This window comes from Micromonospora desertarenae, from assembly GCF_056150265.1.
In genome coordinates, this window is record NZ_JAXCFQ010000007.1 from 68,709 (window position 1) to 91,237 (window position 22,529).

Below are 22,529 nucleotides of genomic sequence, written 5' to 3' on the forward strand. Positions count from 1 at the left end.
CGTGCGGTATCCGCGTACCGCCGCTGAAGGGTGACAGGCGACCATGACCTCCGACGACCTGCTGGCCCGGCACCGGGCCGTGCTCCCGTCCTGGATGCCGCTGTACTACTCCGAGCCGATCGAGCTGGTCTCCGGTTCCGGCCGCCGGGTCACCGACGCCCAGGGCCGCACCTACCTGGACTTCTTCGGCGGCGTGCTGACCTCGATGGTCGGCTACGACATCCCGGAGATCCGCGATGCCGTCGAGCGGCAGTTGCGCACCGGCATCGTGCACAGCTCGACGCTCTACCTCATCCGCCAGCAGGTCGAGCTGGCCGAGAAGGTGGCCCGGGTCTCCGGCATCCCGGACGCCCGGGTGTTCTTCGCCAACTCCGGCACCGAGGCGAACGAGGCGGCGCTGCTGTTCGCCACCAACCACCGCCGCTCGGCGCAGATCCTCGCCGTGCGCAACAGCTACCACGGCCGGTCGTACGCCACGATGGGCGTGACCGGCAACCGCGGCTGGTCGGCCAGCGCGCTCAACCCGCTCCAGGTGGCCTGGCTGCACTCCGGTGAGCGGCTGCGCGGCCTGCTGGCCCGGCTGAGCGAGTCCGAGCGGGTCGACGCCGCGGTGGAGGACCTGCGCGAGGTGCTCGCCACCCAGACCGCCGGCGACGTGGCCTGCCTGATCGCCGAGCCGATCCAGGGTGTCGGCGGCTTCGTGCACCCGCCGGACGGGCTCTTCGCCGCCTGGAAGAAGGTGCTCGACGAGCACGGCATCCTGTTCGTCTCGGACGAGGTGCAGACCGGGTGGGGCCGCACCGGCGAGCACTTCTGGGGCTACCAGGCGCACGGCGTCACGCCGGACCTGCTCACCTTCGCCAAGGGCATCGGCAACGGCTTCGCCCTGGCCGGCGTGGTCGGCCGGGCCGAGGTGCTGGAGTCGGTGCCGGCGATCAGCTTCTGCACCTTCGGCGGCAACCCGGTCTCCACCGCCGCCGGCAACGCGGTGCTGGACTACCTGCTCGACCACGATCTGCAGGGCAACGCGGCCCGCACCGGCGCGATCCTCGCCGACGGCCTGCGCGCCGCCGTGGGCGGTCTCGACCGCGTCGCCGAGGTACGCGGCAAGGGGCTGATGCTCGGCGTCGAGTTCGTCCGCCCGGGCACCACCGAGCCGGACCCGGCGCTGACCGTCCGCGTCCTGGAGGCGTGCAAGGCCGGCGGACTGCTGGTCGGCAAGGGCGGCCTCTACGGCAACGTGCTGCGGATGGGCCCGCCGCTGACCCTCACCGAGGACGAGGCGCGCGAGGGGCTGGCCATCCTGGTCGACGCCATCCGGTCCAGCGCGGCGGCGGAGGTGGCGGCGTGAGCACCCCCACCACCATCGGGCACTTCGTCGACGGCAAGCGGTTCACCGGGACGTCCGGCCGGCGCGGCGACGTCTTCGACCCGGCCACCGGGCGGCGTACCGGCGAGGTGGAGCTGGCCGGCGCGGCCGACGTCGCGGCGGCGGTGCAGGCCGCCGAGCGGGCGGCCCGGTCCTGGCGGGACGCCTCGCTGGCCAGGCGGACGGCGGTGCTCTTCGCCTTCCGCGAGCTGGTGCACGCCCGCCGGGACCGGCTGGCCGAGGTGATCACCGCCGAGCACGGCAAGGTGCTCGCCGACGCCGCCGGCGAGGTGCAGCGCGGCCTGGAGGTGATCGAGTACGCCTGCGGCATCCCCTCGGCGCTGCGCGGCGGGTTCAGCGAGAACGTCTCCACCGAGGTCGACTCGTACAGCCTGCGCCAGCCGCTCGGCGTGGTGGCGGTGATCTCCCCGTTCAACTTCCCGGTGATGGTGCCGCTGTGGTTCGTGCCGGTGGCGGTGGCCTGCGGCAACGCGGTGGTGCTCAAGCCCAGCGAGAAGGACCCGAGCGCGGCGCTGCTGCTCGCCGAGTGGTTCGCCGAGGCGGGCCTGCCCGACGGGGTGCTCAACGTGGTCAACGGCGACAAGGAGGCGGTCGACGCGCTGCTCGACCACCCCGGCGTGCGGGCGGTCTCCTTCGTCGGCTCCACCCCGATCGCCCGGTACGTCTACCAGCGCGGCACGATGGCCGGCAAGCGGGTGCAGGCGCTCGGCGGGGCGAAGAACCACATGGTGGTGCTCCCGGACGCCGACCTCGACCTGGCCGCCGACGCGGCGGTCAACGCCGGGTTCGGCTCGGCGGGGGAGCGGTGCATGGCCATCTCCGCCCTGGTCGCCGTGGAGCCGGTCGGCGACGACCTGGTCGCCCGGATCGCCGAGCGGATGGCCCGGCTACGCACCGGCGACGGCCGGCGGGGCTGCGACATGGGGCCGCTGGTCACCGCCGCGCACGCCGAGAAGGTCCGGTCGTACGTCGAGGCCGGGGTGGCCGCCGGCGCGGTGCCGGTGGTGGACGGGCGCGACGTCGAGCCGGACGGCGACCCGGCCGGGTTCTGGCTCGGCCCGACGCTGTTCGACCGGGTCACCCCGGAGATGTCCGTCTACACCGACGAGATCTTCGGCCCGGTGCTGAGCGTGGTCCGGGTCGGCTCGTACGACGAGGCGGTCGAGCTGGTCAACGCCAACCCGTACGGCAACGGCACGGCGATCTTCACCAACGACGGCGGCGCGGCCCGGCGCTACCAGCACGAGGTGGAGGTCGGCATGGTCGGCGTCAACGTGCCGATCCCGGTCCCGATGGCCTACTACTCCTTCGGCGGCTGGAAGTCCTCGCTCTTCGGCGACCTGCACGCGCACGGCGAGGACGGGGTGCGCTTCTTCACCCGGGGCAAGGTGGTCACCAGCCGCTGGCTGGACCCCCGGCACGGCGGGGTCAACCTCGGCTTCCCCACCCAGACCTGAGCACCCGCAGGACGCCCGCCCCGCCCAGGTACGCCACCAGGGCGGGGACGGGTACGCCCAGCGGCTCGGCGGCCTCCTTCGGCGCGGTGCTGTTGGCGACCAGCGCGTACACCACGGCGGCGAAGGCGGCGGCGGTGAGCGCGGTGCGGGCGGTCGCCCGCCGGCGGTCCCCCCACGCTGGCCGCCCGCCGCCCGCCGGGGCGTCGGTGGGCGGCCGCGCCGCCGCGGGCCGGCGGGTGCGGCCCTCGACGGGACCGAAGACGGCGATCAGGACGGCCAGCACCACGGTCAGCATCAGCACCCACGGCAGCCGCCAGGCCAGCCAGGCCGCCGAGCCGGGCGGCGGCGTCGGCAGCACGCCCGCCGCGTCCAGCGCGCCGACGAGCAGGATCACCGCACTCAGGTGCCAGAGGAAGACGGTGAGCACCACCGCGTTCACCGCGATCACCGCCTGCCAGGGGCGGGAGCGGCGCAGCCAGCGTTCCGCCGCGTCGCGCAGCAGCAGGATCAGGCCCAGCTGGGCGGTGGTGACGGCGAGCAGCGCCACGCTCGGCGGCGCGGCGTTGTCCAGCGGTTCCCCCGGGATGTTGATCATGCTGACCGGGTACGGGCCGGGTCCGGTCAGCAGCGCGGCCACGACGAGCCCGCCGAGCAGCATCGCCGCGCCGGCCCGGCGGGACATCGGCAGCCGGCGGGACCGGATGCCCCCCGGTCCGGCGGTGCGGTCCCGGTCCGTGCCGGCCGTCCCGCCGCCGGTGCTCGCGCCCGGCGCGCCGGCCGCGGGGGTGCCGGACCGGGCCTCCTGCCAGGCGAAACCGAGCTGATGGACGGCCAGCCAGCCGAACAGGTAGTTGGGCAGGGCGAGTTCCGCCGGGCCCAGGGCCCGACCCAGGTCGCCGGCGGCGACCAGGGCGGCCAGCGCCACCGGCACGGCCAGCCCGAACCGTCGGTGCAGCGCGTACGTCACCGGGGTGAGCGGCACCACCACGAGATACGCGGCGAGGAACCAGAGCGGGATGGTGGCGAACCAGACGACTGTGCGGATCAGCGGCGCCTCGGCTCCGACCAGCCGGGCGACGAGCGCCCCGGCCGCGAGCACCACCAGCAGCGCGGTGGTGGGCCGCAGCAACCGGGCGCTGCGGCCGAGTAGCCAGCCGGTGGCGTCGCCGCCCCGCTGCCGGTGCGCGGTCAGCGAGGCGGCGTTGGCGAAGCCGCCGACGACGAAGAACACCGGCATCACCTGGACCACCCAGGTCAGCGGGTAGGCCCAGGGCAGTTCGGGCAGCGCGGAACGCCCGGTCGGGTTCCCGGCCGCGTCGTAGGTGATCGCGGCTACCGCCCAGTGGCCGAGAACCACCAGGATGATGGCGAGCGCCCGGAGCAGGTCGACGTAGCGCTCCCGGCCAGCCGGGGTCCGCGCGGCGAGTTCGCGCAGTCGGCGCATGGTTCGAGGCTAGGCGAACGGCGTGCTGGCCGGTGCTGATAACGGTTCGGTCGTCGGGTCTTGAAGTCCGGGCCCGGCTGCCGTAGAAATTCTTCAGCAACATTCTGTGAATTGAAGACAAGCAACGAATCCCCCGTGCCTCGAAAACGGCGGGACGCCACCCCCAGACACGACCGGCGACCGCCAGGACCCGATCCGAGGAGAAGACCATGAACAGGCGTGACATCCTGCGGCGTACCGCCGCTGCCGGCCTGCTGGCCACCCCCGCCGCCGGTCTGCTGGCCGGCTGCGCCACCGGCGGTGGCGGCGACAAGGACGACTCCGGCACCTACAAGGGCACCAAGAGCGAGCAGAACCCGCTCGGGGTGAAGGAGGACGCGCCGCTCGAGGTGGTGATCTTCAACGGCGGCTTCGGCGAGGAGTACGCCAAGGCCCACGAGGCCATGTACACCGAGAAGTACCCGAAGGCGAAGATCAACCACTCGGCGACGCAGGAGATCAACAAGACCCTCCAGCCGCGCTTCGTCGACGGCACCCCGCCCGACGTGGTGAACAACTCCGGCGCCGGCCAGATCGACTTCAACGGCCTGGTGTCGCAGAACGCCATCGCCGACCTCGGTGAGCTGCTCGCCGCGCCCAGCCTCGACATCCCCGGCAAGACGGTCAAGGACACCCTGCTGCCCGGCGCGGTCGAGGTCGGCTCGTACGACGGCAAGTTCCTGGTGCTGAACTACACCTACACCGCGTACGGCATCTGGCACTCCACCAAGCTCTTCACCGAGCGCAACTGGGAGTACGCCAAGACCTGGGACGACCACATCGCGCTCTGCAAGCAGATCAAGGCGGCCGGCATCGCGCCCTGGACGTACGCCGGCAAGCACCCCCGGTACATGAGCTGGCCGCTGATCGCCACGGCCATCAAGTTCGGCGGTCCCTCCGTGGCCACCGCGATCGACAACCTGGAGCCGAACGCCTGGAAGTCCGACGCGATGAAGGCCGCCGCCGACGCGTGGCACCAGATCGTCAAGGACAAGTACATCCTGGACGGCTCGCCGGGCCTGGACCACGTGCAGTCGCAGACCGCGTGGTGCCAGGGCAAGGCCGCCTTCATCTCCTGCGGCTCGTGGCTGGAGAGCGAGCAGAAGAAGGTCACCCCCGAGGGCTTCAACATGACGATCCAGCCGACGCCGAGCCTCGGCGCCGGCGACAAGCTGCCGTTCGAGGCGATCCGCGGCACCGCCGGCGAGCCGTTCATGGTGCCGGCCAAGGCCAAGAACCTGGCCGGCGGCCTGGAGTACTTCCGGATCATGCTCTCCAAGAAGGGCGCCCAGGACTTCACCAAGAAGGTCTCCAGCCTCACCGTGGTGGCCGGGTCGACCGAGGGCGTCGAGCTGCCGTTCGGCCTCAGCACCGTGACCAAGGCGCTGGACGCCTCCGGCAGCAACGGCTTCAACTGGGTCTACAACAACTACTACCGCAAGCTGGAGCGGGAGCTCGTCGACGCCGCGTGCGGCGAGTTCTTCAGCGGCCGGATCGGCCCGGCCGAGTTCCTCGAGCAGTGCCAGAAGGGCGCCGACTCGATCGCCCAGGACAGCTCGATCAAGAAGTACAAGCGGGCCGCGTGACATCCGGCCGGCGGGGGCGGCGCGCCCGTCCCCGCCGGTCCACCGCTTCCGGGAGTAGGTCCTCGTGAAACATGGCAAGTACCCGCTGATCGTCACGTTCCTGGTGCCACCGCTGCTGCTCTACGGCATCTTCGTGATCTCGCCGTACCTGCAGGCGTTCCAGATCTCGACCACCGACTGGCTCGGCTACTCGGCCGAGGCCAACCCGGTGGGGCTGGCCAACTTCGAGCGGCTGCTCGACGACGAGCGGGTGTGGAACGCGCTCAAGAACAACGCGTGGCTGCTGGCCGTGGTGCCGGTGGTGACCATCGCGTTGGGCCTCTTCTTCGCCAGCATGCTCGCCATGGGCGGTCGCAAGGGCCGGGCCGGGGTGACCGGCGTGCGCGGCACCTCGTTCTACCGGATGGTCTACTTCTTTCCGCAGGTGCTCTCGGTGGTCATCATCGCCCTGCTCTGGCGGGAGGTCTACCACCCCAACAGCGGCCTGCTCAACGGCGCCCTGGGCGCGCTGGGGCTGCCCACCCCGACCTGGCTCGGCGACCCCCGTACGGCCTTCTGGTGCGTGCTGGCGGTGATGATCTGGAGCAACGTGGGCTTCTACGTGGTGCTCTTCGGCGCGGCCATGTCGGCCATCCCGCGCGACATCTACGAGGCGGTGATGCTCGACGGCGCGTCCCGCTGGACCACGCTGCGCAAGGTCACCATCCCGCTGCTCTGGGACACCGTGCAGGTCGCCTGGATCTACCTGGCCATCGCGGCGCTGGACGGGTTCATCCTGATCCAGCAGATGACCAACGGCGGCCCGAACTTCTCCTCCGACGTCATCGGTCTGCGGATGTACGAGACCGCGTTCGGCAGCGAGAACAGGTTCGGCTACGCCTCGGCCATCGGCGTGGTGCTGTTCTTCCTGACCCTGTCGGTGGCGGTGCTGGCCCTGCGGGCCGCCCGGCGTGATCGGATCGAGTTCTCGTGACCATTGTCGACAAGCCCGCCACCGACGGCACGGCCGCGGCGGGCCGGCCGGCGCCCCAGGGCCGCAAGCCGCGCGGCGAGATCGGGGTGGCCAACCTCTTCTCGCACGGGTTCCTGCTGTTCTGGGGCGCGCTGACGGTACTGCCGCTGCTCTGGATGTTCCTCAGCTCGTTCAAGAGCGACGGGGAGATCCTGTCCGACCCGTGGGGCGTGCCCGGCGCGCTGCGGTTCGAGAACTGGGCGCGCGCCTGGACCGAGGCGCACATCGGCCAGTACTTCCTGAACAGCGCGATCGTGGTCACCGGATCGCTCACCCTGACCATGCTGATGGGCGCGACGGCGGCGTACGTCTTCGCCCGGTACGAGTTCCCCGGCCGGCAGGTCTTCTACTACCTGTTCGTCGGCGGGATGATGTTCCCGGTCTTCCTGGCCCTCGTGCCGCTCTTCTTCGTGGTGCGCAACGCCGGCCTCTTCGGCACCTGGACCGGGCTGATGCTGGTCTACGCGGCCTACTCGCTGCCGTTCACGGTGTTCTTCCTGACCGCCTTCTTCCGGACCCTGCCGACCGCGGTGGCCGAGGCGGCGCTGATCGACGGGTGCGGTCACTTCCGGCTCTTCTTCCGGGTGATGCTGCCGATGGCCCGACCGGGTCTGATCAGCATCGCCATCTTCAACTTCCTCAGCCACTGGAACCAGTTCATCCTGCCGCAGGTGCTGATGCAGGGCGACGACTCCAAGTGGGTGCTGGCCCAGGGGCTCGCCGCGCTCGCGGTCAGCCAGGGCTACCAGGGCGACTACAGCGGGCTCTTCGCCGGGCTGACCATCGCCACGCTGCCGGTGCTGGCGGTGTACGTCGCCTTCCAGCGGCAGATCCAGGCGGGCCTGACGGCTGGTCAGTTGAAGTAACCCGAGTCCGTGACCGATCATCGACCGCCGGAGCGGCGGATTGACCGGTAGGAAATCTCCTACCTATTGTGGGTGACATGGCGATCACACATGTGCAGCTGGTCTCGGTGCCGGTGAGCGACCAGGACCGGGCCCGCGACTTCTACGTCGACGTGCTCGACTTCGACCTCGTCTTCGACAACCCGATGGGGCCCAGCGGCCGTTGGGTCCAGGTGGCGCCGAAGGGCGCCGCCACCGCGCTGACCCTGGTCACCTGGTTCCCGACCATGCCGCCCGGCTCGCTCAAGGGACTGGTGCTGGAGACCGACGACCTCGACGGCGACGTCGCGCGGCTGCGCGAGCGCGGCGTCGCCTTCGCCGACGGCGGCATCCAGATCGCCCCCTGGGGCCGGTACGCCACCTTCGACGACCCGGACGGCAACGGCATCGTCCTCCAGTCCACCCGTGTCTGAGCCGGACGTCTTCGCCGCGCTGGCCAACCCGACCCGGCGGGCGGTGCTCCGGCTGCTGCTGGAACGGGGGGAGCAGCCGGTGCACCGGCTGGCGGAGCACTTCGCCATGCGCCGGCCCAGCCTCTCCGAGCACCTGCGGGTGCTCAAGGAGGCCGGCCTGGTCGTCGAGCAGCCCGTCGGCCGGCAGCGGCTCTACTCGCTGCGACCCGAGCCGCTGCGCGAGGTGGTCGACTGGCTCACCCCGTACGAGCGGTTCTGGCGCGACCGGCTCACCCGGCTGCGCGAGGTGCTGGCGGAGGTGCCCGATGAGTGACACCGTCGCGGTGGACGAGTTCCTGCCCCACCCGCCGGCCACGGTCTGGCGGGCGTTGACCGATTCTGATCTGCTCGCCCGCTGGCTCATGCCGAACGACTTCGTCCCCGAGGTAGGGCGGCGGTTCACCTTCCGTACCGACCCCCGGCCCGGTCAGGAGTTCGACGGGACGGTGCACTGCGAGGTGCTCGACCTCGACCCGCCCCGCCTGCTCCGCTGGGCCTGGCGCGGCGGCCGGCTGGACACCGTGGTGACCTGGACGCTCGTCGCCGAGGGGCGCGGCACCCGGCTCTTCCTGGAACACGCCGGCTTCGACCCCGACGACCCGATCCAGCGCCGCACCCGCGACCTGCTCGCCGGCGGCTGGCGCTCCCACGTCCTCGCCCGCCTCCGGGAGACCCTGCGAACCCCGTAGCCCGTCAAGATCGCGCTGGATCCGTGATGTAGTCCCCTCCCGGGCCGTCGGAGGTCACTACATCAAGGATCGAGCACGGTCTTGACGCGGGACGCGGGACGCGGGACGCGGGCCCGCCGGGGTGGGTCAGGTGGGAGTCGGGACGAGGAGGGCGTGCAAAGCGGTCGGGTCGTCCACTTCGGGCAGGTCCCGGGCGGCGAGCCAGGCCGCGGCGGCCGCGCCGTCGCCGGCCGAGCGCAGCGGCGCGTCCGGCCAGCGCCGGGCCGCCTCCGCGCGGACGGCGGCGGCGAGCGGGGTGTCGCCGGTGAGCAGCCCGCCGCCGAGCACGATCGGGGTGAGCGCGCCGGCCGGCCGGATCCGGGTCACGCTCTCCACCAGGTGACCGGCGGCCTCGCTGATCAGCGCGCGCCCGGCCGGCTCCCCGGCCACCGCGGCGGCGACCACGCGCGGGGCCAGCCGGGCCAACTCCACCGGCGGGCGCCGGGTGACCGCCTGGACCAGCGTGTCGACGGTGTCCCGGGGTCGGGCCGCCACCTCGGTGGTGTCGAGCAGGTCGCCGAGCACCTGCCGGCCCAGGGTGTCGGGCGCCCGGCCGGAGTCCAGGTCGGCCAGCAGCCGGCGGACCGCCTCGCGGCCGAGCCAGAATCCGGAGCCGGCGTCGCCGAGCAGCCAGCCGTGGCCGTCGGCCACCCGGTCCAGGCGCAGGTCGTGGACCTGGGCGGCGATCGCGCCGGTGCCGGCGATGAGCACCGTGCCGTCCGGGGCGGCGGTGCCCGAGGCGTACGCGACGAGGGCGTCGCCGTGCACCGCGTACGGGCAGCGCAGGCCGGCGTCGTGCCAGGCCCGGTCGAAGGCCGCCCGCCCGGCGGGGTCGGCGAGCAGCCGGCCGGCTCCGGCGAGGCCGATGGTGCCGGCGCGGACCCGGCCGGGATCGGTGTCGGCGAGCGCGCCGCGCAGCGCGGCGAGGAGTTCGGCGGCCGCCCGGTCGGCACCGTGGCTGGTCGGATTGCCGCCGCCGGCCCGGCCGTCGCCCAGCCGCCGGCCGTCCAGGGTGAGGGCGGTCGCCCGGGTGGACGTACCCCCGACGTCGAGACCAACCACGACGGTGTCGGACATCGGCTCGGACCCCTCCCGCTGCGCTGCTGTGGCGCATTCATGCTGGTCGGCCCGGTCGCGGCAGGCAAGGTCGCAGACCGCCGGCCGGCTGTGCGCCAGGTAACAGTTTGAAAACTTCGCCCACGGCCTTGACACGGAGGGGCTGTCAGTAAGAACTTTTACCACTAACAGTTAACAGTCTTTTCGGAAAGGCGTCCCATGGTTGATCACGAGGTGGACACCTCCGCGGGGACTGCGGTGGTCGACGCCGACGCGTTCGACCGACGGGGCGCGCTGCCCTCCGACGGGGTGCTGGCCCGGGTGCGCTCCGGCCTCGACGAGCTGACCGGCGCGCTGCGCCGGGTCGCCGAGCACGTGCTGAGCGACCCGGAGGCGGCCGCCAGGGCGACCATAGTGGAACTGGCCGAGCGGAGCGGTACCTCGCCGGCGACCATCACCCGGTTCTGCCGGGCGATGGGCTTCGAGGGCTACGCCGACCTGCGGCTGGGCATCGCCGCCGAGACCGGGCGGGCCCGCTCGGCGGGCTGGACCGTCGACATCGGACGCGAGATCCAGCCCAACGACCCGCTGGAGCGGGTGCTCGACCAGATCATGGCCGCCGACACCCGGGCGATGCACGACACCGCCGCGCTGCTCGACCTCGCCGAGGTGGAGCGGGCCGCGGTGGCCATCGCCGGGGCCTCCCGGGTGAACATCTTCGGCGCCAGCGGCAGCGCCCTGGTCGGCGAGGAGATGCAGTTCAGCCTGCACCGCATCGGCGTGGCCGCGTGGGCCTGGAACGACGTGCACTCCGGGCTGGCCTCGGCGGCGCTGCTGCGCCCCGGCGACGTGGCGCTCGGCATCTCGCACACCGGGCAGACCCGGGAGACCATCGAGGTGCTCGCCGAGTCGGGCAGCCGCGGCGCCACCACCGTCGCGCTCACCGGCTTCCCCCGCTCGCCGCTGGCCGAGCTGGCCGACCTCGTGCTGGTCACCGCCAGCCAGGCGACCACCTTCCGCCCGGACGCGCTCTCCGCCCGGCACCCGCAGCTGGTCGTGCTCGACCTGCTCTACATCGCGGTGGCCCAGCGCACCCACGACCGCGCCCACGCGGCCTTCCGGCGTACCGCCCAGGCCGTCGACGGGCACAAGGCCGCGAGGGAGGCCCGCGCATGATCAGCGCCCAGGGGTACGCGGAAGCGGTCCGTCCGGTGCTCGACCGGCTGGTCGACAGCAGCGCGGACGGGATCGCCAGGGCGGCCGACCTGATCGCCGCGAGCCTGCGCGCGGGCGGCGTGCTCCAGGCGTTCGGGGCTGGGCACTCCGAGGCGTTCGCCGCCGAACTGGTCGCCCGGGCCGGCGGCCTGGTCCCCACCAACCGGCTCTCCATCCACGACCTGGTGCTGCACGGCGACGCCCCGCGCGACGTGCTGGCCGATCCGAAGCTGGAGCGCGACCCCACCATCGCCCACCAGATCTACGCCCTGGCGGCCCCGCAGCCGCAGGACGTGTTCGTGGTGGCGTCCCAGTCCGGCATCAACGGCTCGGTGGTCGAGCTGGCGGCGCTGGTCACCGGGCGCGGTCACCCGTTGATCGCGGTCACCTCGGTCGAGCACACGGCACGGGTCGCCCCGCGGCACCCGTCCGGCCGGCGGCTCGCCGACCTCGCCGACGTCGTGCTGGACAACGGCGCGCCGTACGGCGACGCACTGCTGCCGCTCGAGGGCGGCGGCGCGGTCTGTGCGGTCTCCTCGGTCACCGCGGCGCTGCTGGCGCAGCTGTTGACCGCCGAGGTCGTACGACGGTTCCACCAGGCCGGAGAGGTACCCCCTATCTACCTCTCCGCCAACGTCCCCGGCGGGGACGAGCACAACCTCGCCCTCGAGTCGCGGTACGCCGGGCGCCTCCGGCGGACCGCCTGACCCGAACACCTCAAGGAGAGACGACGATGTCGATTACCCCCGAGAACCCGGCCGACCTGAGCCGCCGGACCGTGCTGCGCCGGGCCGCCGCGGTCGGCCTGCTGGCCACCCCGGCCGCCGGCCTGCTGAGCGGCTGCGTCTCCGGCGGCGATGACGAGCCGACCGAGCAGGCCGCCGGCGAGAAGTCCGCGGAGAACCCGCTGGGCGTCAAGGAGGACGCCCCCCTGGAGGTGGTCATCTTCAACGGTGGCCTGGGCACCAAGTACGCCACCGACGTGCACGTCCCGTCGTACAAGAAGAAGTTCCCGAAGGCGGAGGTGAAGTTCTCCCAGGCGGAGGAGATCGCCACCGTCCTGCAGCCGCGGTTCACCAGCAACACCCCGCCGGACATGGTCAACAACGCCGGCTCGAAGCTGATGGACCAGGGCGCGCTGGTGCAGGCCGGCCAGGTGCAGGACCTCACCGAGCTGTTCGACGCCCCGTCGCTGGACAACCCGGGCACGAAGGTCAAGGACACCCTGATCCCCGGCACCGTCGAGCAGGGCACCTTCAACGGCAAGCCGTACGTGCTCAACTACGCCTTCACGGTCTTCGGCCTCTGGTACGACAGCGCGCTGTTCGAGAAGAACGGCTGGACCGCGCCGAAGACCTGGGCCGACTTCACCGCGCTCTGCGACAAGATCAAGGCGGCCGGCATCACCCCGTACTCGTACGCCGGGGCGAACGCCGCGTACTACCAGTACCTGGTCATCCTGACCAGCGCCGCCAAGATCGGCGGACCGGACGTGCTGAAGAACATCGACAACCTGGAGGACGGCGCCTGGCAGGCCGAGCCGGTCAAGCAGGCCGCCGCGGCCTGGGCCGAGATCGGCGCCAAGTACGGCAACAAGGCGCACCTGGGCCTCAAGCACACCGAGGTCCAGCTCCAGCAGAACCAGGGCAAGGTGGCGTTCTACCCGAGCGGCTCCTGGCTGGAGAACGAGCAGGCCAAGGACACCCCGCCCGGCTTCAAGTACGCCGTCATGCCGGTGCCCAGCGTGACCACCTCCGACAAGCTGCCGCAGACCGCCATCTACGCCGCGGCCGGCGAGATGTACTTCGTCGCCTCGAAGGGCAAGAACCCGCGCGGCGGCATGGAGTACCTGCGGCACATGCTCTCCAAGGAGGGCGCGAAGGGCTTCACCGAGCTGACCAAGGTGCTCACCGTGGTCAAGGGCGCTGTCGACGGCCTGGAGATCTCGCCCGGCCTCACCAGCGGCAACGCCATGCTGTCGGCGGCCGGCAGCGACTACTTCGCCTACCGCTTCGACACCTGGTACAAGAAGCTCGACGACGAGGCGCGGGCGGCCACCAACGAGCTGATGTTCAACGGTGGCACCGCCGACAAGTTCTGCGAGCGGATGCAGAAGGTGGCGGACGCGGTGAAGAAGGACTCCTCGATCGAGAAGTTCAAGCGCTGAGCCGGGCGTAGGAACGAGCGGAGACGACAACCATGCGGCATGGCAGGTACCCGTTCATCGTCGGCTTCCTGGCGGTGCCGGTCGCGATCTACGTGACCTTCGTCATCGGGCCGTACGCCCAGGCGTTCTATCTCGCCACCACCAACTGGCGGGGGGTGAGCGCCAACCCGAAGTTCATCGGTCTGGAGAACTTCGAGCGGCTGCTGTCCGACGACATCTTCTGGAAAGCGGTCCGGCACCACGGTGTCCTGCTGCTTGCCATGCCGCTGCTCACGATCGTCCTCGCGCTCTTCTTCGCCTTCATGCTCAACGTGGGCGGGGGGAGCCGGGGCGGCGTGATGACCGGGGTCTGGGGGTCGAGGTTCTACCGGGTGGTGTTCTTCTTCCCCCAGGTCCTGGCCGTGGTCATCGTCGGCGTGATCTTCAGCCGGGTGTACGCCCCGGACGACAGCGGACTGCTCAACGGTGCGCTCGGGCTGTTCGGGCTGGACCCGGTGCTGTTCATGGCCAACCCGGACATCGCGCTCTGGTCGATCATCGGCGTGCTGGTCTGGCAGGCGGTCGGCTTCTACGTGGTGCTCTTCTCCGCCGGCATGGCGTCGGTGCCGAAGGACATCTACGAGGCGGCGACCATCGACGGGGCCGGCCGGTCGGCGATGTTCTTCCGGATCACCCTGCCGCTGCTCTGGGACACCCTCCAGGTCGCCTGGGTCTACCTCGGCATCGCCGCCTTCGACGCGTTCGCCATCGTGCAGGTGCTCTCGGTCGACCAGGGCGGCCCGGACGGGGCCACCACGGTGCTCGGCATGGAGATCTACCGCAACGCGTTCAGCTACTCCCAGTTCGGCTACGCCTCGGCGATGGGCGTGGCGCTGTTCTTCCTGACGATCACGTTCGCGGCGCTCACCCTGCGCGTCAGCCGGCGTGACACGATCGAGCTGTAAGGCGGGGTTCTCGATGACGACGGAAATTGCACCGAGCGCCCCGGCCGCCCCGGCGGGCCCGGGCACCCCCGACCCCCGGCGGGGCCGACTCGGCCGGCGCGGGCAGCGCGCCGAGGTCGGTCTGCTCAGCGGCCTCGGGCACATCGCACTGCTGGTCTGGGCGATCCTCGTGGTCGCGCCGCTGATCTGGACCATCCTCGCCTCGTTCAAGAGCAACACCGAGATCTTCCTCGGCAACCCGTTCGCGCTGCCGGAGGTCTTCAACTTCAGCAGCTACGCCCGGGCGTGGAGCGAGGCGAACGTCGGGCGGTACTTCCTCAACAGCGTCCTCGTGGTGACGCTGAGCACCACCGGGACCATGTTGTTCGGGTCGATGGCCGCGTACGTGCTGGCCCGCTACCCGTTCCCGGGCAACCGGGTGATCTACTACCTGTTCGTCTCCGGGCTGGCGTTCCCGGTCTTCCTCGCCCTGGTGCCGCTCTTCCTGGTGGTCAACAACCTGGGCCTGCTGAACACCTACACCGGCCTGATCCTGGTCTACATCGCGTACTCGCTGCCGTTCACCGTGTTCTTCCTGGCCGCGTTCTTCAAGACGCTGCCGCAGTCGGTGGCGGAGGCGGCGATGATCGACGGCGCGTCGCACACCCGGCTGTTCTTCCGGATCATGATGCCGATGGCCCGTCCGGGCCTGGTCAGCATCGCGATCTTCAACATCATCGGCCAGTGGAACCAGTACCTGCTGCCGGTGGCGCTCATGCAGGGCCAGGGCGCCGACCAGAAGTGGGTGCTCACCCAGGGCATCGCCAGCATCTCTACCTCGGCCGGTTACGAGGCGGACTGGGCGGCCCTGTTCGCCGCACTCACTCTCTCCATCCTGCCGATGATCATCGTGTACGCCATCTTCCAGCGCCAGATCCAGTCGGGCCTCACCTCCGGCGCCGTGAAGTAGCCCCACCCCCGCGCGTCCCGGAACGAGTGGCCATTCCACGGGGATCGGCCACTCGTTCCGGTTCCGGGCAGCGGGTGACGGGTGCGGGGCGGGGAGTGTCGGAGGGCCGGGGCAGAATCGCGTCCGTGCTGGTGGCCGTGGTGTCCGACGAGCGGGGTGGGGGAGCGCTGTGCCCGCTCGACGCGGCCGGCCGCCCGGCCGGCCCGGTCGAGCCGGCCGCCGACCTGGCGGCCGCGGTGGCCGCCCGGGAGCGCGCCGAGCACCCCCGGTGGGTCTGGGCGTCCGGCGCGGCGGTCTACCCGGCCCTGCTGCGCGCCGGGGTGCGGGTCGAGCGCTGCCATGACGTCGAGCTGACCGAGGCGCTGCTGCTCGGCCACGCCGGCCGCTGGGGCGAGCCGCGGTCGCTGGCCGCCGCCTGGGCCCGGCGCACCGGCGCCCCGGTGCCGGCCGACCCGCCGCCGCGCCCGGCCGCGCCACCCGGCCACGGCCAGGACGCGCTCTTCGACACCCTGCCCGGCCCGCCGGGGCCCGGCCTCGACGCCCTGATCGAGGTGTACGCCGACCAGCTCGCCCGGATCGCCGCCACCGAGCACCCCGGCCGGTTCCGGCTGCTGGTCGCCGCCGAGTCGGCCGGCGCGCTGATCGCGGTGGAGATGGGCGCCGCCGGCCTGCCCTGGCGGGTCGAGGTGCACGACGAGATCCTCGCCGAGCTGCTCGGGGAGCCGTCCCCGGTCGGCGGCCCACCCCGCCGGCTGGCCGAGCTGGCCGCCCGGATCGCCGACGCGTTCGGCGTACGGCAACTGCACGCCGACTCCCCGGCGGAGCTGTTGCGGGCCTTCGCCCGGGCCGGCGTGGAGCTGCCCAACACCCGGGCCTGGGTGCTGCGCGGGGTGGACCACCCGGCGGTGCCGCTGGTCCTGGAATACAAGGAGCTCTACCGGATCTGGACGGCGCACGGCTGGGCCTGGCGCGACGCCTGGGTGCGCGACGGCCGGTTCCAGCCGGAGTACGTGCCCGGCGGCGTGGTCTCCGGCCGGTGGGCCACCCGGGGCGGCGGCGCGTTGCAGATCCCGAAGGTGATCCGGCGGGCGGTGGTGGCCGATCCGGGCTGGCGGTTCGTGGTCGCCGACGCCGGCCAGTTGGAGCCCCGGGTGCTCGCCGCGGTCTCCGGCGACGCCCGGCTCGCCGCGGCCGGCGGGGCCGGCGACCTCTACGCCGCGCTCGCCCAGGACGCGTTCGGTGGCGACCGGGCCCGGGCCAAGGTGGCCCTGCTCGGCGCGATGTACGGGCAGACCGGCGGCGCCGCGGTGCCGGCGCTGGCGGTGCTGCGCCGCAGCTACCCGACGGCGTTCGGCTACGTCGAGGCGGCCGCCCGCACCGGCGAGGCCGGTGGGCTGGTCCGCTCCTGGCTCGGGCGCACCTGCCCACCGGGGACGGCCGGGTTCGCCGACGGCGAGGAGGGCGACCCGGACGCCGGGGCCGACCCGCAGTCGTCGCGCGCTCGGGCGGCGCGGTCCCGGGGCCGCTTCACCCGCAACTTCGTCATCCAGGCCACCGCCGCCGAGTGGGCCGCCACGCTGCTGGCCACCCTCCGCGGCGAGCTGGCCGGCAGCGACGCGGAGCTGGTCTTCTTCCAGCACGACGAGGTGATCGTGCACTGCCCGGCGGAGCTGGCCGGCGCGGTGGCCGAGGCGGTGCGCCGGGCCGGCGAGCGGGCCACCGCGCTGCTGTTCGGCGCGACGCCGGTGCGGTTCCCGCTCGACCTGTCCATCGTCGACTGCTACGCCGACGCGGCCTGACGGTCGGCCGGCGCCGGCCGGACCCCTCGCGGCGCACGCCGGCCGGTCGCGTCCGGTCTGACCGTCGGCTCAGCTCCTGGCGATCGGTCCGGTGAATAACGGTTGCACTATTTTCCCTTTTCGCCCCGCTACCCGATCCGCCCCCTCCTCGTTGCTCCCGATGTCCGTACGACGGGGTGGATCGTGCCTTCGCGGCGCGGTCCGCTCCACGGTGGAGGGGGCGCAGCTGAACCGGATCGCAGGAATGATCATCGCCGCGGGCGGCGGCCGCCGTATCGGCGGCCCGGAGGCCCTGCTGCACCAGGGGGAGAAGCCGCTGGTCAGCCGGATGATCGACACGATGGCCGAGGCGGGCTGCGCACCGCTCGTGGTCGTGCTGGGCGCCGCGGCCGACCAGGTCCGCGAGACGGCGGACCTGACCGGGGCGACCGTGGTGGTCAACCGGGCCTGGGGGACCGGCGTCGGTTCGTCCATCCGGGCCGGCCTGGCCGCGCTGGACGACGAGGCGATCGAGGCGGTAGTGGTGGTGCCGGTCGACATGCCCGGCCTGACCGCCGCCGCGGTGCGCCGGGTGGTCGCCCTGCCGTACCCGGACGTGCTGGTCTGCGCCACCTACGGCGGGCTGCGCGGCTACCCGATGCTGTTCGGCCGCCGGCACTGGTCCGGCATCGCCACCCTGGCCAGCGCCGACGTCGGCGCCCGGCCGTACCTGCTGGCGCACAAGGACCAGATCGTCGACATCTCGTGCGACTCGGTGGCCGACGGCAGCCGGGTGGACACCCCGGAGCTGATGGCGCTCTACGGTCTCACCGTCCCGCCCCAGCGGGTCGGCGTCTGAGGGACGTCTCGTAACTCGGTGAAGGCGTTGCCCGTGGCCGGTTGGTGCTCACCGAGCCAGGGTGATGTCGTGCGGGTGGGCGATGCCGGAAGCGGTGTGGGTCAATGTGCGGGCGGCGCGGCGGTAGCCGCGCACGATGTTCCAGTGCGCCACTCCATTCGTATCTGCCGATCTATAAGTCCGGGGTAATGGCGCGGAGCAAAACGTGCCGTTGATCTCCGGCGGCGCGGCGCGGAAGGCTGTCGGTAACCAGCTCCGACTCAGGTGAGGACGTCGCCGCATCGTGCCTGATCCAGCCAGCCCCGCCATCGAAGTGGTAGATCTCACCCAACGTTTCGGCGACGTACTTGCTGTCGACAGGCTGAGCCTGAGCGTCCCGTCGGGGATGTTCTACGGCATTGTCGGGCCCAACGGGGCAGGTAAGACGACCACCCTCACGGCCGTTTGCGGGCTACGGGAGCCGACCTCGGGGACGATCAGGATCGCCGGTCACGACCTGCGTACCGCTCGGGACGCGGCACTCACCCAACTGGGCATCATGATGGACGGGCTGTCGCTGCCCGAGCGGTTGACCGCCACGGAGCTGCTGCGCTACAGCGCCGGCCTGCGTGGCCTGGATGACGGCTGGCAGACGCGGGCGGGTGACCTGCTGGAGATCCTCGGCCTGGACGCGGTTCCGCGCACGCTGATCGTGGAGTACTCCACGGGCATGCGGAAGAAGATGAACCTCGCGCTGGCGATGCTGCACCGTCCGCGGGTGCTCGTGCTGGACGAGCCGTTCGAGGCGATCGACCCGGTCTCCGCCCGCTCCATCGAGCAGGTACTCAAGCAGTACGTCGACGCCGGCGGCACCGTGCTGCTGTCGAGCCACATCATGGACTTCGTCGAGCGCAACTGCCGCCGGGTGGCGGTCGTGGCCGGTGGGCGGGTACTCGTCGAGGGTCCGGTGGAGGAGGTGGCCGCCGGCTCGACGCTCAATGAGCGGTTCGTCGCGCTGGTGGGCGCCGACCCGGTGCGCCCGCTGGAGTGGTTGGCGTGACCCGGACGCTGTTCGCGCTCAAGCTGCGGCTGTTCCGCAACGGCCCGCACGACGAGCGCGGGTTCGGTCTGGTCGCCGGGCTGGTCCTGGCGGCACTGGTGGTCGCGGGCGCTTCGGGGGTCGCCCGCGGCGTGCTGCACGAGGGCTGGATCGCGGCGGCGCTGACCGGGTGGGGTGGCATGTGGGTGCTCGGGCCGCTGGCCCAGCCTCGCCACGAACCGTCGGTCCTCTCGCGGGAGTGGCTACGCGGCTACCCTGTCCCGTCGTGGCGGCTGGCGCGAGCCCTGTCGTGGACCGAGTTGCTGGGGGTCGGCCCGCTGATCACCCTGGCGTGCCTGTTGTCTCTGTTGGTCCTGGCCGCGCCGGCCGGCCCTGCGGCGGTCGCGACCGCCGGGGCAGCCGCGCTGACCCAGCTGTATCTGCTGGTCTGGTCGGGCAAGACGGTGGCGGCGCTGGCGGCCTGGCTGCTGCAGACCCGGGCCGGAATGACACTGGCCGCCGTCCAGACCGCGATCATGCTGGCGCTGTCGTTCGCCGGATGGGTACCGGTCGCGGCGTGGCTGCTGCCGCGTCTCCGCGACGGTGACATCGCCCTGACCGCCCTCACCCCGGGGCAGCTGCCGGCTTCCCTGGTCGACCTGCTCACGCTGCTGCCCACCGGGTGGGGATACCGCGCGGCGATCAGCGCCCGCGACGGCGCCGGGTGGGGCGGGGTGGTGATGCCGCTGGCCGTCCTGCTGGCCGTGGGCGTCCTACTGCAGCTGGGCTGGATCGCGTTGACGGCGCACGCCCTGCGTCGGCCGCCTCGCCGGGCGACCCCGAACCGGCCCGCCGCGCCCGGACGCGGACTGCCCGGGTCGGGTGTGGCGCCGCAGGTGAGGGCGGTCGCTGCCCGAGAGTTGGCCACCTGGCTACGTGATCCGGCGCGCGGCGTGGAGTTGCGCAGTGCCTGGTTGACCCCGTTGCTCATGGCCCCGATCATCGCGGTCGCCGGCTGGAACTGGGCGTTGCCGTTCGTCGGTCCGGCGGTAGCGGTGTTCGGCGCGATGGTGGCGATCAACACCTATGCCCTGGACGGCACGGCGCTGTGGCAGGTCCTCACCACGCCAGGTGCCGTCAAGGCCGACGTGCACGGGCGGATGCTGGCGTGGGCACTGCTGTTCGGCGCGCCATCCGTCGCGTTGGCGGCCGTGTTGTGGGCACTGACCGCCTCGCCCGTGGGTGGGGTCGCGGTCGGCGGCGCCGTCGTCGCGGCCGCTGTCGGTTGCACCGTGGCACCGCTCCTCGCGGTCATGATGCCTGCCGTGGGTGCCGACGCTCGCGATCGCGTCTACCCTGGCCAGCGAGCTGGCGATCCGACCGGCGGGCAGATGACGATCTTCCCGCTCGTCGTGCTGGCGTCCGTCGTCCCGGGCGTCATCGGCGCGGTCGTCGCGGGCCGGTGGTGGGCGACCGGACTCTCCGCCCTCATCCTGGCCACCGGCATCCTGTCCACGGTCCCCGGTCTCGTCGTGCGCCTGCTCCACCAGCGCGGTACGCGCCTGCTCGGGGCGATGGCCTCCCGTGACGCCGCCGCACTACGCCCGTCCGCCGGAACGAAGGCTGACGTGCCAGCCCGGTAGCGACCACCAGCCGGGCCGGTGCGGGCGCCGCCGGGGACCGACCCGCCCAGACTCCGCCGAGTGATCGTGCGGAGGGCCAGCGCGGCGGATGTGGCGGTGCTCGCGGAACTGCGCGGCATCGGCGGGGACAGGCTCGGGGCGTATGCCGGCTGGGTGGCCGCCCACGCGGAGACGCACCTGCCGTTCGTCACCGAGATCGACGGGTAGGTGGTCGGCGCCGGCTGGCTGCTCGTCGCGGAGCGGGTGCCCGGCAACGAGTCGTCGGGCGGGATATCGTCTCCCCAGGCGGCGTCCGTGCCGCACACGGGGGGTCCGATGTTCGTCGCGATGGGCCGGCACGTCGCCGGGGCGGTGGCCGCCTGGCTGGTGTTCACCGCCGAGGGCCTGCTCGGCTGTCTCGCCCTGCTCGGGTACGGGCTGGCCACCGGCGCCGACGCCGGCGGTCCGCTGGCCGGGCCGCTACTGCTGCTGATCGCCGCCCTGCTCGGGGCCGTCCTGGTGCCGTTGCTCTTCGCCCCGGCGGTGCTGCTCGGCGAGGCGGCCGGCCGGCGGCGCGGCCCGCTGGCCCGGACGCTGGCCGGCACCACGGCGGCGATGGTGCTGGCGGCCCTGTACGCCGCCGCCGTCGGGCTGGCCACCGGCGGGTCTCCGGCCGGCGTCGGGCTGGCCGGCGTGCTCGCCGCGCTCGCCGTGGTGGCCCCGGTGTCGGCCTACGCGCTGACCGTCCAGGGCGGCCGGTGGGCCGAACGGTCGCTCCGCCGCCGGCCGGCCCGGTTCCCGGCGTCCGCGCCGGTCCACCGCACGGGCGCGACCTCCTAGACCGGGCGCGATGGCACGTCCCCCGGTCGACCTGGTGCCCGCCGACGCGCCGGCCGAGTCGCTGACGCACAACACCCTCAACGGGGTGACCGGCGGCATCTGGCGTACCCGCCGCGACGGGCGGCCGGCCGTGCTGAAGCTGCTCGCCCCGCCCGGCCGGCCCGGCCCGACGCACTGGGCGGGCAGCGCCGACCCGGGTCACTGGAACTACTGGCGACGCGAGGTCGAGGCATACCGCAGCGGCCTGGCCACCACCGCGTACCCCGGACTGGCCGCACCGGCGCCGCTCGCGGTCGAGGACCGCCCGGACGGGACGGTGGCGCTCTGGCTGACCGACGCGCCCGGCCGGCCCGGCACCGCCTGCTCGGCCGCCGACCTCGGCGAGGTGGCCGGCCGGCTCGGCGCCGGGCACGCCCGCTGGCTCGCCGACCCGCCCGGCCGGGCCCGGCCCGGGCCGGACCGGGCGCCGGACTGGCTGGCCCGGGACTGGCTGCGCGACTACACCCTGAGCCGGCCGGTGCCCGAGGCGGTGCCCTGGGAGCACCCGGTGGCCGTCGCCGCCTGGCCGGCGCCGCTGCGGGCGGCCCTGCGCCGGCTCTGGGAGCGGCGGCACGACGTGGTGGCCGCCACCGACCGGCTGCCGCGCACCCTGTGCCACCACGATGTGTGGCCGATGAACCTGGTCTTCGCCGACGCCGGTCCGGTGCTGCTGGACTGGTCCGGCGTGGGGCCGGGCCCGGTCGGCGAGGACGCGGCCAACCTGGTGCTGGACACCTTCCTGGACGGGCTGGTCGACGTCGCGCTGCTCGACGAGGTGGCGGCCACCGTGCTCGACGGGTACCGGGCCGGCCTCGGCCGCGCGGTCGACCCGGCGACGGTCACCCGCGCGGTCCGGCTCACCGGGGCGGCCAAGTACGTCTGGCTGGCCCCGTTGATGCTCACCCGGCTGGGCGGCCCGACCGGGCAGACGTACGACCGGCGCGACGAGGCCGAGATCATGGCCGGCCGCCGCCCGGTGCTGGAACTGCTGGTCGGCTGGGCGGCGACGGCGCTGGACTGAGTGGCAGG

Annotated in this window: 22 protein-coding genes; 20 read left to right on the plus strand and 2 right to left on the minus strand. The window is 72.8% G+C overall.

What is annotated here, in order from left to right; all coding sequences use genetic code 11:
- Positions 1-43 precede the first annotated feature (43 nt).
- On the plus strand, positions 44-1,351 hold the full coding sequence (locus tag SM577_RS16625; RefSeq protein ID WP_302920324.1) for an aspartate aminotransferase family protein: 1,308 nt from the start codon (positions 44-46) through the stop codon (positions 1,349-1,351).
- On the plus strand, positions 1,348-2,847 hold the full coding sequence (locus SM577_RS16630) for a CoA-acylating methylmalonate-semialdehyde dehydrogenase (protein WP_302920322.1): 1,500 nt from the start codon (positions 1,348-1,350) through the stop codon (positions 2,845-2,847). Before SM577_RS16625 ends, SM577_RS16630 begins: the two co-directional genes overlap by 4 nt.
- Here SM577_RS16630 and SM577_RS16635 read toward each other — a convergent pair.
- A complete protein-coding gene (locus tag SM577_RS16635) occupies positions 2,819-4,291 on the minus strand; it encodes an acyltransferase family protein (RefSeq protein ID WP_474587284.1) in 1,473 nt (490 codons plus the stop codon). The genes SM577_RS16630 and SM577_RS16635 overlap by 29 nt on opposite strands.
- Positions 4,292-4,500: 209 nt before the next feature.
- Here SM577_RS16635 and ngcE (SM577_RS16640) point away from each other — a divergent pair, with 209 nt between their 5' ends.
- The 6 genes from ngcE (SM577_RS16640) to SM577_RS16665 all read left to right on the plus strand — a co-directional run bounded on the left by ngcE (SM577_RS16640) (position 4,501) and on the right by SM577_RS16665 (position 8,974).
- Positions 4,501-5,916 carry an N-acetylglucosamine/diacetylchitobiose ABC transporter substrate-binding protein gene (gene ngcE, locus SM577_RS16640; RefSeq protein WP_302920320.1) on the plus strand — a complete coding sequence of 472 codons (1,416 nt, stop codon included), beginning with the start codon at positions 4,501-4,503 and terminating at the stop codon, positions 5,914-5,916.
- A gap of 64 nt (positions 5,917-5,980) precedes the next feature.
- Positions 5,981-6,889 carry a carbohydrate ABC transporter permease gene (locus SM577_RS16645; RefSeq protein WP_302920319.1) on the plus strand — a complete coding sequence of 303 codons (909 nt, stop codon included), beginning with the start codon at positions 5,981-5,983 and terminating at the stop codon, positions 6,887-6,889.
- Entirely contained in the window at positions 6,886-7,794 is a 909-nt protein-coding gene (locus SM577_RS16650) for a carbohydrate ABC transporter permease (RefSeq protein WP_302920318.1), read from the plus strand. Before SM577_RS16645 ends, SM577_RS16650 begins: the two co-directional genes overlap by 4 nt.
- 77 nt (positions 7,795-7,871) lie before the next feature.
- Positions 7,872-8,246 (plus strand): VOC family protein, encoded by a 375-nt coding sequence (locus SM577_RS16655; protein WP_474582596.1) that lies wholly within the window; start codon positions 7,872-7,874, stop codon positions 8,244-8,246.
- Entirely contained in the window at positions 8,239-8,559 is a 321-nt protein-coding gene (locus SM577_RS16660; protein WP_302920316.1) for an ArsR/SmtB family transcription factor, read from the plus strand. Before SM577_RS16655 ends, SM577_RS16660 begins: the two co-directional genes overlap by 8 nt.
- Positions 8,552-8,974, plus strand: coding sequence for an SRPBCC family protein (locus tag SM577_RS16665; RefSeq protein ID WP_474587285.1), 423 nt, complete (start codon positions 8,552-8,554; stop codon positions 8,972-8,974). The genes SM577_RS16660 and SM577_RS16665 overlap by 8 nt, the downstream gene beginning before the upstream one ends.
- Positions 8,975-9,100: 126 nt before the next feature.
- Here SM577_RS16665 and SM577_RS16670 read toward each other — a convergent pair whose 3' ends face one another.
- On the minus strand, positions 9,101-10,090 hold the full coding sequence (locus SM577_RS16670) for an N-acetylglucosamine kinase (protein ID WP_474587286.1): 990 nt from the start codon (positions 10,088-10,090) through the stop codon (positions 9,101-9,103).
- 198 nt (positions 10,091-10,288) lie between these two features.
- Between SM577_RS16670 and SM577_RS16675 the strand changes: the two genes are divergently transcribed.
- The 12 genes from SM577_RS16675 to SM577_RS16730 all read left to right on the plus strand — a co-directional run bounded on the left by SM577_RS16675 (position 10,289) and on the right by SM577_RS16730 (position 22,521).
- Entirely contained in the window at positions 10,289-11,245 is a 957-nt protein-coding gene (locus tag SM577_RS16675; protein WP_302920313.1) for a MurR/RpiR family transcriptional regulator, read from the plus strand.
- The gene (locus SM577_RS16680; protein WP_302920312.1) at positions 11,242-11,991 is read left to right on the plus strand and encodes a sugar isomerase domain-containing protein; all 750 of its coding nucleotides are present in this window, start codon (positions 11,242-11,244) and stop codon (positions 11,989-11,991) included. The genes SM577_RS16675 and SM577_RS16680 overlap by 4 nt, the downstream gene beginning before the upstream one ends.
- Before the next feature lie 26 nt (positions 11,992-12,017).
- The gene (gene ngcE, locus SM577_RS16685; protein WP_302920311.1) at positions 12,018-13,451 is read left to right on the plus strand and encodes an N-acetylglucosamine/diacetylchitobiose ABC transporter substrate-binding protein; all 1,434 of its coding nucleotides are present in this window, start codon (positions 12,018-12,020) and stop codon (positions 13,449-13,451) included.
- Positions 13,452-13,483: 32 nt separating this feature from the next.
- Entirely contained in the window at positions 13,484-14,395 is a 912-nt protein-coding gene (locus tag SM577_RS16690) for a carbohydrate ABC transporter permease (protein ID WP_302920310.1), read from the plus strand.
- A gap of 13 nt (positions 14,396-14,408) precedes the next feature.
- Positions 14,409-15,344 (plus strand): carbohydrate ABC transporter permease, encoded by a 936-nt coding sequence (locus tag SM577_RS16695; protein WP_302920309.1) that lies wholly within the window; start codon positions 14,409-14,411, stop codon positions 15,342-15,344.
- Between the two features lie 125 nt (positions 15,345-15,469).
- Positions 15,470-17,143: a bifunctional 3'-5' exonuclease/DNA polymerase gene (locus SM577_RS16700; RefSeq protein ID WP_474582597.1), complete on the plus strand. Its 1,674-nt coding sequence runs from the start codon at positions 15,470-15,472 to the stop codon at positions 17,141-17,143.
- A 244-nt stretch (positions 17,144-17,387) separates the two neighbouring features.
- The gene (locus SM577_RS16705; RefSeq protein WP_088992997.1) at positions 17,388-17,981 is read left to right on the plus strand and encodes a nucleotidyltransferase family protein; all 594 of its coding nucleotides are present in this window, start codon (positions 17,388-17,390) and stop codon (positions 17,979-17,981) included.
- A 313-nt stretch (positions 17,982-18,294) separates the two neighbouring features.
- Positions 18,295-19,020 (plus strand): ABC transporter ATP-binding protein, encoded by a 726-nt coding sequence (locus SM577_RS16710; protein WP_474587437.1) that lies wholly within the window; start codon positions 18,295-18,297, stop codon positions 19,018-19,020.
- Positions 19,017-20,642: a hypothetical protein gene (locus tag SM577_RS16715; protein ID WP_474587287.1), complete on the plus strand. Its 1,626-nt coding sequence runs from the start codon at positions 19,017-19,019 to the stop codon at positions 20,640-20,642. The genes SM577_RS16710 and SM577_RS16715 overlap by 4 nt, the downstream gene beginning before the upstream one ends.
- A 60-nt stretch (positions 20,643-20,702) precedes the next feature.
- Positions 20,703-20,849 carry a hypothetical protein gene (locus tag SM577_RS16720; RefSeq protein WP_474587288.1) on the plus strand — a complete coding sequence of 49 codons (147 nt, stop codon included), beginning with the start codon at positions 20,703-20,705 and terminating at the stop codon, positions 20,847-20,849.
- A gap of 108 nt (positions 20,850-20,957) precedes the next feature.
- The gene (locus tag SM577_RS16725; RefSeq protein WP_474587289.1) at positions 20,958-21,461 is read left to right on the plus strand and encodes a hypothetical protein; all 504 of its coding nucleotides are present in this window, start codon (positions 20,958-20,960) and stop codon (positions 21,459-21,461) included.
- Positions 21,462-21,471: 10 nt separating this feature from the next.
- Positions 21,472-22,521 (plus strand): phosphotransferase, encoded by a 1,050-nt coding sequence (locus SM577_RS16730; protein ID WP_474587290.1) that lies wholly within the window; start codon positions 21,472-21,474, stop codon positions 22,519-22,521.
- Positions 22,522-22,529: the final 8 nt, after the last annotated feature.

Bases quoted from the DNA above. Each gene is read 5' to 3' on its own strand.
- SM577_RS16625 (WP_302920324.1), top strand. From the start codon at position 44: ATGACCTCCGACGACCTGCTGGCCCGGCACCGGGCCGTGCTCCCGTCC.
- SM577_RS16635 (WP_474587284.1), bottom strand. From the start codon at position 4,291: ATGCGCCGACTGCGCGAACTCGCCGCGCGGACCCCGGCTGGCCGGGAG.
- ngcE (WP_302920320.1), top strand. From the start codon at position 4,501: ATGAACAGGCGTGACATCCTGCGGCGTACCGCCGCTGCCGGCCTGCTG.
- SM577_RS16655 (WP_474582596.1), top strand. From the start codon at position 7,872: ATGGCGATCACACATGTGCAGCTGGTCTCGGTGCCGGTGAGCGACCAG.
- SM577_RS16665 (WP_474587285.1), top strand. From the start codon at position 8,552: ATGAGTGACACCGTCGCGGTGGACGAGTTCCTGCCCCACCCGCCGGCC.
- SM577_RS16670 (WP_474587286.1), bottom strand. From the start codon at position 10,090: ATGTCCGACACCGTCGTGGTTGGTCTCGACGTCGGGGGTACGTCCACC.
- SM577_RS16675 (WP_302920313.1), top strand. From the start codon at position 10,289: ATGGTTGATCACGAGGTGGACACCTCCGCGGGGACTGCGGTGGTCGAC.
- SM577_RS16680 (WP_302920312.1), top strand. From the start codon at position 11,242: ATGATCAGCGCCCAGGGGTACGCGGAAGCGGTCCGTCCGGTGCTCGAC.
- ngcE (WP_302920311.1), top strand. From the start codon at position 12,018: ATGTCGATTACCCCCGAGAACCCGGCCGACCTGAGCCGCCGGACCGTG.
- SM577_RS16690 (WP_302920310.1), top strand. From the start codon at position 13,484: ATGCGGCATGGCAGGTACCCGTTCATCGTCGGCTTCCTGGCGGTGCCG.
- SM577_RS16695 (WP_302920309.1), top strand. From the start codon at position 14,409: ATGACGACGGAAATTGCACCGAGCGCCCCGGCCGCCCCGGCGGGCCCG.
- SM577_RS16705 (WP_088992997.1), top strand. From the start codon at position 17,388: ATGATCATCGCCGCGGGCGGCGGCCGCCGTATCGGCGGCCCGGAGGCC.
- SM577_RS16725 (WP_474587289.1), top strand. From the start codon at position 20,958: ATGTTCGTCGCGATGGGCCGGCACGTCGCCGGGGCGGTGGCCGCCTGG.
- SM577_RS16730 (WP_474587290.1), top strand. From the start codon at position 21,472: ATGGCACGTCCCCCGGTCGACCTGGTGCCCGCCGACGCGCCGGCCGAG.